General features: G+C 63.8%; 2 protein-coding genes. Both read left to right on the top strand.

The features are described from left to right. Window positions 1-29 precede the first annotated feature (29 nt). A complete protein-coding gene (locus EIY71_RS19930; RefSeq protein WP_134022828.1) occupies window positions 30-6,440 on the top strand; it encodes a non-ribosomal peptide synthetase in 6,411 nt (2,136 codons plus the stop codon). 185 nt (window positions 6,441-6,625) lie between these two features. After that, window positions 6,626-12,935, top strand: a 6,310-nt coding sequence (locus EIY71_RS19925; protein ID WP_134022826.1) for a non-ribosomal peptide synthetase, incomplete at its 3' end; no start/stop codon positions are given.

The raw sequence follows: 12,935 nt of genomic DNA, 5'->3' as shown, positions 1-12,935 counted from the left end.
TACGCGCCAAATCACGTGAGATGGATCTTATGAACCAATTTGCTGCCGATGCGGCGGACGGTCTGTCCGCGATCTCCGAGGCCTTCCCGTTGACCGCTGCGCAGCGTGACATCTGGCTCGACCAACTGCGTCAGGGGAATTCGCCGATGTACAACATCGGTGGCTATGTCGAACTGACCAGGTCGCTGGATCCGGCGCTGATGCAGGCGGCGCTTGAAGGTCTCGTGGCCCGGCATGACGCGATGCGCACCAGCCTGCTGCCGGGGGCCGGCGATGATGGGCTGCCGTTGCAGCGTTTTGCCAGGTCCATGCCGGTGCCGATGCCGGTGCACGATTTACGCAGCCATCCCGATCCATACGCCGCAGCGCGCCAACTGACGCAGGAAAACATCGAGCAGCTGTTTACGCTGGACGGCGGGCCGTTGTTCCGGTTTCGTCTGCTCTGGCTCGATGACGACTGCCATTGGCTGTCACTCCAGGCCCATCACCTGATCGTCGATGGCTGGGGTTTCGGCGAGATGCTCAAATCCCTCGACGAGATCTACAACGCGCTGGCGCTCGGGCAATTGCCGCCCGATTCGGCGCCGTCCTATGTCGATTTCATCCGTGACGATGCGCGGTATTTTCAGTCCGACCGTTACGCCCGTGACCGGGCGTATTGGCTGGACAAATACCAACATCGGCCCGAGCCGCTGTTGTTGCCGCGCTATCAGGAACGCTTTGCCAGCGCTGCGGCACCGACCCGGATTTTCTCGCAAGTCTTTCCGGCTCGCTTGCACGAGCGCATGAAGCAGGTGGCCCGAGAGTACGGCGCGTCGGCGTTTCATGTGTTGCTGGCAGCGATCCATGTGTATTTCAGCCGCAGCGCCCAGCGTGACGAATGGGTGGTGGGCGTGCCGCTGCTCAACCGCTCCGGCGCCCGGTTCAAATCGACCCTGGGGCTGTTCACCCAGGTCAGCGCGGTGCGCATGGGGTTTGGCCGCGAGTTGTCATTCAAGACGCTGGTCAAGGCGATTCACGACGAGTTGAAAAAAGACTTTCGCCACCAGCGTTTTCCCTTGAGCGAAATGAACCGTGCCCTCGGCTTGCTGCGCGAGGATCGCTCGCAGTTGTTCGAAGTGACCGTGTCCTATGAGCGCGATGCGCATGAATACCGCTACGGCGAGGCGCAGGGGCGGGTGGTCAAAGTGTCGAACCACGCAGAGGGCACGCCGTTGTCGGTGCACCTGCTGAGCAGCCGTGGTGACTACGAGGACAGTTTGTACATGGTGTACAACGAGGCCTACTTTGACGCCGAAGAAATCGCGGCGCTGAGCGGGCGCTTGCTGTGGGTGCTGGAGCAGGGGCTTGAAGACCCGGCGCTGATGGTGGGTGATTTCAGCCTGAGCCTGCCGACCGAATCGGCGCTCTTGCAGCAGTGGAACGACACACGCGCGCAATACCCTCAAAACCTGACCATTCACCAGCGCATCGAAACGCAAGCGGCGGCACGACCGGATGCGGTAGCGGCTGAATCCCGAGGACAACGGCTGACCTATGCCGAGCTGAACCGACAGGCCAACGCCCTGGCCCATCATTTGATCGGGCTCGGCGTGCGACCCGATGACCGCGTGGCGCTGGTCGCCCGCCGTGGGCTGGACACGCTGGTCGCGCTGCTGGCGATTCTCAAGTCCGGCGCCGGTTATGTACCGGTCGATCCGGCTCATCCTGCGGAACGGCTGAGCTATTTATTGCGCGACAGTGCTCCGGTCGTGGTCCTGACCCAACGCGATCTGCGCGAACGTTTGCCGGTGCTCGACGTGCCGGTGATTGAAATCGATTCGCGTGCCTGGCCGATCAACGATCTCAACCCTGATGCTTCGGGTCTGACCACTGCACATCTGGCCTACGTGATCTACACCTCCGGCTCCACCGGCCAGCCCAAGGGCGTGATGGTCGAGCATCACACGTTATCGAACCTGGTCGACTGGCATTGCACGGCCTTCGACCTGAGCGCCGGTTGCCACACTTCAAGTCTCGCCGGCTTCGGCTTCGACGCCATGGCCTGGGAAGTCTGGCCCGCGCTGTGTGCCGGCGCGACCCTGCACCTTGCGCCGTCCCGTGACGGCGGCGAAGACATCGACGCGCTGCTCGACTGGTGGCGTGCGCAACCGCTGGACGTGAGTTTTCTGCCGACCCCGATTGCCGAGTACGCCTTCAGCCGTCACCTCGAACACCCGACCCTGCGCACACTGCTGATCGGCGGTGATCGACTGCGCCAGTTCAATCACCAGCAGACGTTCGCGGTGATCAACAACTACGGCCCGACCGAAGCGACGGTGGTCGCGACCTCGGGCCGAATCGAACCGGGCCGGGCGCTGCACATCGGCAAACCCGTGAGCAATGCCACGGCCTATTTGCTGGATGACCGACAACGCCCGGTGCCGATTGGCGTGGCCGGTGAGCTGTACGTCGGTGGCGCCGGGGTGGCGCGGGGTTACTTCAACCGGCCGGAGCTGACCGCCGAACGCTTTCTCGACGATCCTTTCAGCCGCCAGCCCAATGCGCGGATGTATCGTACCGGCGACCTCGCACGCTGGCGCCCTGACGGCACTATCGAATACCTGGGCCGCAACGACGATCAGGTGAAGATCCGTGGCGTGCGCATCGAGCCCGGTGAGATCGAAGCCGCTTTGAGCAGCCATGAATCCGTGCGCGATGCGGTGGTGCAGGTGCGCGACGGGCAATTGCTGGCCTGGTTCACCGAACGCCAGCCGCTGGATATCACGCAGCTGCATGCTCACCTCAAGACCCGTCTGCCCAGCGCGATGCTGCCATCGGCCTACGTGCGCCTGACGGCGCTGCCGCTGACGGCCAACGGCAAACTGGATCGTCAGGCGTTGCCGGCGCCGGGGCCGGAGGCGTTGATCCGCCGCGAATATGAAGCCCCGCAAGGCGACGTCGAAATACTGCTGGCGCAGATCTGGGCTGAGGTGCTGCAAGTCGAAAAGGTCGGGCGTCACGATCACTTCTTCGAGCTGGGCGGGCACTCGTTGCTGGCGGTCAACCTGATCGAACGCATGCGCCAACTCGGCATGAGCAGCGATGTGCGCGTGCTGTTCGGCCAGCCGACCCTGGCGGCACTGGCCGCATCGGTGGGCACTGGCCGCGAGGTCGAAGTGCCGGCCAACCGCATTCCGCAAGGTTGCACGCGGATCACACCGGACCTGTTGCCGTTGGTTGAACTGGATCAGGCCACCCTCGACCGGATCATCGCCACGGTGCCGGGCGGGGCGGCCAACGTGCAGGATATTTATCCGTTGGCGCCGTTGCAGGAAGGCATTCTTTATCACCACATCACTGCCGCGCAGGGCGATCCGTACCTGCTGCAATCGCAGCTGGCGTTCGACAGCGTCGAGCGGGTCGAGGCCTATGCGGGCGCGTTGCGTCAGGTCATGGCGCGCCACGACATCCTGCGCACTGCGGTGGTCTGGGAAGGTTTGACCACTGCGGTGCAGGTGGTCTGGCGCGAAGCCGAACTGCCGGTGCAGGAAATTACCTTCGATCCGGCCGAGGGCGATGTCCTCGCGCAACTACACGCGCGTTTCGATGCTCGTCGCTATCGCATCGACGTCAGTCAGGCGCCGCTGATCCGGCTGATGTATGCGCGCGATCCGGCCCACGGGCGGATCGTGGCGATTCTGTTGTTCCATCACCTGGCGCTGGATCACATCGCGCTGGAAGTCCTGCGCCATGAAATGCGCGCCAACTTGCTTGGGCTGAGTGAGCCCTTGCCGCCAGCGGTGCCGTATCGCAATTACGTGGCCCAGACCCGGCTCGGTGTCAGTGAGCAGGAACATGAAGCGTTCTTCCGCGAGATGCTCGCCGACATCGACGAGCCGACATTGCCGTTCGGATTGCAGGACGTGCAGGGCGACGGGCGCGGCATCGATGAAGCCGTACGCACGCTTGCGCCTGAACTGGATCGGCGTTTGCGTGTTCAGGCGCGGCAGGCCGGCGTCAGCGTGGCCAGCCTGATTCACCTGGCCTGGGCCCAGGTGCTGGCGGCGACCTCGGGGCAGGAGCACGTGGTGTTTGGCAGCGTTTTTATGGGCCGGATGCAAGGCGGCGAGGGCGCGGACCGGGCGCTGGGCGTGTTCATCAACACCTTGCCATTGCGGGTGGACATGAACCGTGGCGTGCGCGATGCGGTGCTGCTCACCCACGCCCGACTGACCGATTTGCTTGGGCACGAACATGCGTCACTGGCGCTGGCCCAGCGTTGCAGCGGCGTTGCGTCACCGGCGCCGCTGTTCAGTGCGTTGCTCAACTATCGGCACACCGAACTTGAGGCGCAGGAAGCGGCGTCGGACCCAGCCTGGCAAGGCATTCAGACCCTGGAGAACGAAGAGCGCACCAACTACCCGCTGACCCTGAGCGTCGATGATCTGGGCAGCGCTTTGCAGATCACCACGCGAACCCTGATGAGCATCGGTGCGCAGCGAATCGGCGACTACGTGCAAACCGCGTTGCAGACGCTGGTGGATGCGCTGGAGCAAACTCCGCAACAGCCGCTGAATCGCTTGCCGATCCTGCCGGCGGCGGAGCTTGAGCAACTGCTGGTCGAGTTCAATGCCAGCGAAGTCGATTGCCCGCTCGATCAGCCGCTTCAGATGTTGTTCGAACGACAAGTACAGCGCAGACCCGACGCCATCGCATTGCAGGCTGGCGAGCAACAACTGACCTATCGCCAGCTGAACGAACAGGCCAACCGTCTGGCGCATCATCTACGCGAGCACGGCGTGCAGCCCGATTCGCGGGTGGCGATCTGTGTCGAGCGCAGCCCGGATCTGATAGTCGGCCTGCTCGGCATTCTCAAGGCCGGCGGTGCTTACGTGCCGCTGGATCCCGACTATCCGCTGGATCGCCTGCATTACATGCTGCAGGACAGCGCCCCGGTGGCGGTGCTGGTACACGAGACCACCCGCAATCTGTTGGGCGAGCCGGGTGTGCCGGTCATCGATTTCGACCGTTGCACCTGGCAGCACGCGTCCGCCGACAACCTGAAAATACCGGGTCTGAGCGCTGCGAACCTGGCCTACATGATCTACACCTCGGGCTCCACCGGTACGCCGAAAGGCGTGATGATCGAGCACCGAAGCGCCTGCAACATGGTGCACTGGGGCTCGCAGATCAGTCCGCCGACCGAACATGGCGCGCTGTTGCAGAAGGCCCCGTTCAGCTTCGACAGTTCGGTGTGGGAGATTTTCTGGCCGCTGTGTTCCGGCCTGCGGCTGGTGCTGGCGCGTCCCGACGGCAACCGCGATTCGGCCTATGTGACTCAGGTGATTCGTGAACGGCAGATCACCGTGGTCAAGTTCGTGCCGGCGTTGCTGCAACAGTTCATCGAACAGGACGATGTCAGCCAGTGCACCAGCCTGACTGACGTGCTCAACGGTGGCGGTGAACTGACCGCCGCACTGGCCCGGCGTGTCCGCGAGCGCCTGCCGTGGGTACGTCTGCACAACGTCTATGGCCCGACCGAAACCACGGTCGACAGCACCGGCTGGACGCTGGAACCGGATCAACCGGTGCCGGAAGCCGTGGTGCCAATCGGTAAGGCCTTGAGCAACACCCGACTCTACGTGCTGGATGCCCACGATCAACCGGTGCCGTTCGGTGTGAGCGGACATTTGCACATCGGCGGGGTCGGGGTCGCGCGGGGTTATCTGGGGTTGCCGGACATGCAGGCCGAGCGCTTCATCGACAGCCCGTTCGTGGCCGGTGATCGCTTGTACCGCACCGGCGATCTGGTGCGCTACCGGGCGGACGGCAACCTTGAATTCCTCGGCCGCAACGACTTCCAGATCAAGCTGCGCGGCTTGCGTCTGGAACCGGGGGAAATCGAAGCGCGGCTGATCGAGCACCCGGCGGTGCGTGAAGCGGTGGTGCTGGTGCGTGACGAGCGACTGGTGGCGTATTTCACCGTGCGCGAAGGCTTCGACGCGCCTCCCATCGAAACCTTGCGCTCACACGTGCTTGAGCGCTTGCCGGAGTACATGGCGCCGGGTGCTTACGTGAAGATCGACGCATTGCCCCTGACCCCGAACGACAAGGTCGACCGCAAGGCTTTGCCGGCACCGGGGGCAGAGGCGGTGCTCAGTCGCCGCTACGAGGCGCCCGAGGGCGAAGTCGAAATCCGGCTGGCGCAGATCTGGGCCGAGGTGTTGCAACTGGAGCAGGTCGGGCGCAACGACCACTTCTTCGAACTCGGCGGGCATTCGTTGCTGGCGGTCAGTCTGGTGGCGCGCATGCGTCAGGCCGGGCTGCACGTCGATGCGCGGACGCTGTTCAGCCAGCCGACTCTGGCCGCGCTGGCGGCGCAGACTTCGGATCGGGCCAAACAGGTGGAAGTCCCGCAAACCACCATACCGACGCTCAATCGCAAACGTCGGCTCTGAGGCGACATCGGCGTCGACTCGCGGTTCCCGTGAATCGACGCCATGACTGTCCGGTCACGGGGCTTGTCCCTGCTTCCCATGTCAGACACCCAAGCCCCGATGTTTTAGCTTTTCCGGGCTGCGCGCGGCCGCACGGACTCACCACTGCGCGCTCCTTTTTCCCGAATTTACAGCAGGTTACCCCCATGCAATTTCGCGAGCTGATGGCTGTTATTTCCACCCATGCGATCCGCCTTCAACAGGACGATGAAGACCTGGTCATTCTGGGCAACGACGACGCGCTGGACGACGCGTTGTGGGACAGCCTCGCCAAGCACAAGGCGCAGTTGCTGGAGCTGGTGGCGAGCCACGGCGGCGACTGGTCGAGCCCGGCGCTGCGCATCACCCCGGACATGTTGCCGCTGGTGCAACTGGATCAGCTGGCCATCGACCGCATCGTCGCCACCGTGCCGGGCGGTGTGGCGAATGTGCAGGACATCTATCCGCTGGCGCCGTTGCAGGAGGGGCTGCTTTATCACCATCTCTCCGCGCCGGAGGGGGATCCCTACGTGTCGCAGGCGCGGTTCACGTTCGACAGTCGCGGACGGCTGGATACATTCACCGACGCGCTGCGTCGGGTGATCGGGCGCCATGACATTTTGCGCACCGCCATCCTCTGGGAGCATCTGGACGATCCCGTGCAGGTGGTCTGGCGCGAAGCCCCGCTGGTCAGTGAGGAAGTCGATCTGAATGATCGCGAGGACGTACTCGCGCAATTGCTGGCACGCCACGACCCGCAGTACTTTCGCCTCGACCTGCAACAGGCCCCGTTGCTGCGGCTGGTGTTCGCCGAGGATCCGGTCAACGACCGGGTGGTCGCATTGTTGCTGTTCCATCACATGATCATGGATCACGTCGCGCTCGATGTGGTACGCCGGGAAATTCAGGCTTACCTGTCAGGCCGCGATGCCGAAGTCGCGAGGGCGGTGCCGTTTCGCGACCACCTGGCGAGGGCACGTCTGGGGTCGGATGAGCAAGCGCACCAGGCATTTTTTCGCGAGATGCTCGGCGACATCGACGAGCCGACGCTGCCGGGTGGCTTGCATGATGTACAAGGTGACGGTCAGGGCATCGAGGAAGTCTCGTGCATGCTCGACAGCGATCTGAGCCAGCGCTTGCGTACCCAGGCGCGACAATCAGGCGTGAGCGTGGCGAGCCTGATGCACCTGGCCATGGCACGCGTGCTGGGGCAGTTGTGCGGGCGCTCGGCGGTGGTGTTCGGCACCGTTCTGCTGGGACGGATGAATGCGGCTGACGGTGTCGAGCAAGCATTGGGGATGTTCATCAATACGCTGCCTTTGCGGGTGGATGTCGGCGGGTCGAGCGTTCATGACGGCGTGCTGGCGACGCACCGACGCCTGACCGCGCTGCTCGCCCATGAGCAGGCGTCCCTGGCACTGGCCCAGCGTTGCAGCGCCGTTGCGGTGCCGACGCCGCTGTTCAGCGCCATGCTCAACTACCGCCACAGCAGCGTGGAGGAAGTCGCCGAGGTGATCGAGCTGTCGCCGGGGGTGCACGTGTTGGGTGCCCGCGAGCGCACCAACTACCCGCTGACTGTCAACATCGATGACCTCGGTCAGGACCTGCGCATCACGGTGCTGGCCGACGCGACGCTTGGCGCCTCCCGAATCGCCGGATACCTGCGCACGGCACTGGGCAGTCTTGTCGATGCGCTGCAGAACAACCCGCAAGCCGCATTGCACAGCCTCAACATCCTGCCGCCCGCCGAGCGTGAGCACTGGTTGTATGGCGTCAATTCACCGAAGGCGACGTTTCCCGACACGCCGTTGATCCATCAGCAATTCGAAGCGCATGCGCACACCCGGCCCGAGGCAGTCGCGTTGCTGTTCGAGGGCAGGACTTACAGTTATGAGGCACTCAACCGACAGGCCAACCAGGTAGCCCATCGTTTGCTCGCCCTTGGCATCCGTCCGGATGACCGGGTAGCGATCTGCGTCGAGCGCGGCCCGCAAATGATCGTCGGCCTGCTCGCCGTGCTCAAGGCGGGTGCCGGTTATGTGCCGATCGATCCGGCTTATCCGCTGGAGCGCATCACCTTCACCCTGCAAGACAGTGCGCCGGTGGCGGTGCTGATGCAGGCAGCGACTCTGGATCGGATTGCCGGGCTATCCGTGCCGCAGATCGACCTCGATAACGACGATTTGCAGACCGAACCTGAATTCAACCCGCAGATCCCGGACTTGAATCCGGCGCATCTGGCCTACGTAATCTACACATCCGGCTCCACCGGGCTGCCCAAAGGGGTGATGGTCGAGCACCGCAACGTGGCACGCCTGTTTGGCGCGACCCACGATTGGTTCCGGTTCAATGCGCAAGACGTCTGGGCGTTGTTTCACTCGTTTGCCTTTGATTTCTCGGTCTGGGAAATCTGGGGTGCGCTGGCGTACGGCGGACAGTTGCTGGTGGTGCCGCACCACATCAGCCGCTCGCCGGACGAGTGCTATGCGTTGCTCTGCCGCTCGGGCGTCACTGTACTCAACCAGACGCCAAGCGCGTTTCGGCAGTTGGTCGCCGCTCAGGGCCGCAGCCTGTTGCAGCATTCGCTGCGCGAGGTGATTTTTGGCGGTGAGGCGCTGGAGCCGGGATCGCTCAAGCCCTGGTATGCGCGGGTCGGCAACGCCGGCACCCGGCTGGTGAACATGTACGGCATCACCGAAACCACGGTGCATGTGACCTACCGTCCGTTGGTGGCGGCAGACGCACAATTGACCGCCAGCAGCCCGATCGGCGTGCGCATTCCCGACCTGCAGCTGTACGTCCTCGATGCTCGGCGGGAGCCAGTGCCAGCCGGGGTGACCGGTGAGTTGTATGTGGGTGGCGCCGGGGTTGCCCGTGGTTACCTGAATCGTGAGGCGTTGACCGCCGAGCGCTTCATTGCCGACCCGTTCAGTGGGCATGCCCAAGCGCGTTTGTACAAGACCGGTGATCTGGCACGCTGGACGGTGGAGGGCGAACTCGAATACCTGGGACGCAACGATGACCAAGTGAAAATCCGTGGTTTCCGTATCGAACTTGGCGAGATTCAGGCACGTCTTGCAGCCTGCGACGGCGTGCGCGATGCGCTGGTGATCGCCCGCGAGGACAGCCCCGGCGACACGCGTCTGGTGGCCTACTGGCTGGCCGCCGAAGGTGTCGAACCGAGCGTTGCGCAATTGCGCGATCACCTGCTGGCATCGCTGGCCGAGCATATGGTGCCGGGCGCGTTCGTGCGCCTCGATGCCTTCCCGCTGACGGCCAACGGCAAACTCGATCGCCGGGCGTTGCCGCAGCCAGACAACGAAGCCTTCGCCCGGCGGGCGTTTGAAGCACCGCTTGGCGAAATCGAAACCCGCATCGCTGTAATCTGGCAGACCTTGCTCGGATTGGACCGGGTGGGCAGACATGACAATTTCTTCGAGCTGGGCGGTCATTCGCTGCTGGCGGTGAAGCTGATCGAGCGCATGCGCCAGCAGGACATGCAGTGCGACGTCCGCGTGCTGTTCGGCCAGCCGAGCGTGGCGGCACTCGCGGCGACGCTGGGAGGGGACGCCACGGTCAGCGTGCCGGCCAATCGCATCGAACCCGGTTGCACCCGCATCACCCCGGACATGCTGCCGCTGGCCACGCTGGATCAAGCGGCCATCGACCGTATCGTCGAGACCGTCGAGGGCGGTATCGACAACGTGCAGGACATCTACGCCCTGGCACCGTTGCAGTCGGGAATCCTCTATCACCATCTGGCCATTGCCGACGGTGACCCGTACGTGCTGCAAGCGCAGTTCGCCTTCGACGGACTGGCGCAGATCAAGGCGTTCGTTCGCGCGTTGAACAGCGTCATCGCTCGGCATGACATCCTGCGTACCAGTGTGGTCAGGGAAAACCTTGAGGAGCCGGTGCAAGTAGTTTGGCGTGCGGCGCCGCTGGCACTGGAACGGGTGGATGCCGATCCGCAGGACGGTGATGTGTTGCAGCAAATGCAGGCGCGCTTCGATCCGCGACACTATCGCCTGGACTTGCAGCGTGCGCCGTTGATGCGCTTCGCCTACACCGAAGACCCTTTGCAAAACCGCTGGGTCGGAATCCTGCTGTTGCACCACATCGTGCTCGATCACACCGCGCTCGAGGTGTTGGTGGCCGAGATGAGCGACGCACTTGACGGGCAAGTCGGCGCGCTGCCGCCCCCCGTGCAATACCGCAACTATGTCGCTCAGGCCCGTCTCGGTTCGAATGCCGAGGCACATGAAGCGTTCTTTCGCGAGATGCTCGGCGACATCGTCGAACCGACCCTGGCGTTCGGCCTGCGAGACGTACTCGGCGATGGCACAAACATCGTGGACAGCAAGCTGGCACTGGATGAGCGTCTTGCCACACGCCTGCGCAAACAGGCCCGCACGCTGGGCATCAGTGTTGCGAGTCTGGTGCATCAGGCCTGGGGTCAGGTACTTGCCCAGGTCTGCGGGCGCGAGGAGGTGGTATTCGGTACGGTGCTGCTGGGGCGCATGCAGGGGGGAGAGGGCGCCGATCGTTCGTTGGGCATGTTCATCAACACCCTGCCGCTGCGGGTCCATGTCGGGGCCACGGCGGTGGAGGCGGGTGTCAGGGCGACCCACGAGCGTCTGGCGCAGCTGCTGGTGCATGAGCAAGCGCCGCTGATACTGGCTCAACGTTGCAGTGGCGTGACGGGATCGGAACCGCTGTTCAATACCCTGCTCAACTATCGCCACAACGCGCAGCAGACGGCGACGCCGGGATGGGAAGGCATCCGGATTCTCGATTCTCGTGAGCGCAGCAACTATCCGCTGGTGGTCAGCGTCGATGACCTTGGACAGGGCTTCCGGCTTGCTGTGCAGGCAGTGCCCGAAGTGGATGGCATGCGGGTCTGCGACTACCTGCAAACGGCATTGCACAATTTGCTGAGCGCGCTGGAACAGGATCGCCATGCGCCAATGAATCAGGTGTCGATTCTGTCGGCGGCCGAACGCCAACGCGTGCTGGTCGGTTTCAATGTCACCGGTCGCGACTTTGCCCACGGCCATGTGGTGCACCAATTGTTTGAAGCGCGAGCGGCGAGCCAACCCGACGCTGTGGCAGTGGTGCAGGGCGGGCAAAGCCTGAGCTACGACGGCTTGAACCGCCGCGCCAACCGCCTGGCCCATCATCTGATCGGCCTCGGTGTGCAACCGGACGACCGCGTCGCGCTCTGTGTGCAGCGTGGTCCGCAGATGCTGATCGGGCTGCTGGCGATCCTCAAGGCTGGCGCCGGTTATGTTCCGGTCGATCCGGCACATCCGGCAGAACGGATCGCTTACCTTTTGCAGGATAGCGATCCGGTGGCGGTGCTGGCACAGACGGCTACTCGCGACCTGCTGGGTGCCGTGCCGGTGATCAATCTTGACAGCGACGCCTGGCAGCATCTGCCGGACAGCAATCCACAGTTGCCGGACCTGACCCCGGCACATCTGGCCTACGTGATCTACACCTCCGGCTCCACCGGCCAGCCGAAGGGCGTGATGGTCGAACACGCGACCCTGGAAAATCTTGTGCACTGGCACGCCGAAGCCTTCGACCTGCACGCGGGCAGCCACACCGCCAGCGTGGCCGGTTTCGGTTTTGATGCGATGGCCTGGGAAGTCTGGCCGGCGTTGTGCGTCGGCGCGACGTTGCACCTGCCGCCGGAAACGGTGAGCAATGAGCACCTGGACGAACTGCTCGACTGGTGGCGGGCGCAGCCGTTGCAGGTGAGTTTCCTGCCGACACCGGTAGCCGAATATGCGTTCAGCCGCGAACTGCAACATCCGACCCTGCGTACCTTGCTGATTGGTGGCGACAAGCTGCGGCAGTTCAATCGTGAGCAGAGCTTTGCGGTGATCAACAACTATGGCCCGACTGAAGCCACGGTGGTCGCCACCTCCGGCCCTGTAGACGTCGGGCAAACGCTGCACATCGGCCGGCCGATTGCCAACGCCAAGGTCTATTTGCTGGATGAGCAGCAACGCCCCGTGCCAGTAGGTGTGACGGGGGAGTTGTACGTCGCCGGCGCCGGTGTCGCACGGGGTTACCTGAACCGTCCCGATCTGACTGCCGAACGCTTCCTGAATGATCCGTTCAACGAAGGGCGCATGTACCGCACCGGCGACCTTGCGCGCTGGCTGGTGGACGGCAACATCGAGTACCTGGGCCGCAACGACGATCAGGTGAAACTGCGCGGCGTGCGGGTTGAACTGGGGGAAATCGAAGCGGCGCTGGCCAGCCATCCGGCAGTGCAGGACGCAGTAGCGCTGGTGCGCGACGGGCAATTGCTGGTGTGGTTCACCGAGCGAGCGCCGACTGATATCGAAGCTCTGCGCAATCATCTGCAAACCCGGTTGCCGCAAGCGCTGATCCCGGCGGCTTACGTGCGACTCGACACCTTGCCGCTGACCGCCAACGGCAAACTCGACCGCAAGGCCTTGCCGG

Source organism: Pseudomonas sp. CH235 (assembly GCF_004368175.1).
GTDB classification, from domain to species: domain Bacteria; phylum Pseudomonadota; class Gammaproteobacteria; order Pseudomonadales; family Pseudomonadaceae; genus Aquipseudomonas; species Aquipseudomonas paraglycinae.
This window is presented reverse-complemented; position numbering and strand designations above follow the sequence as displayed.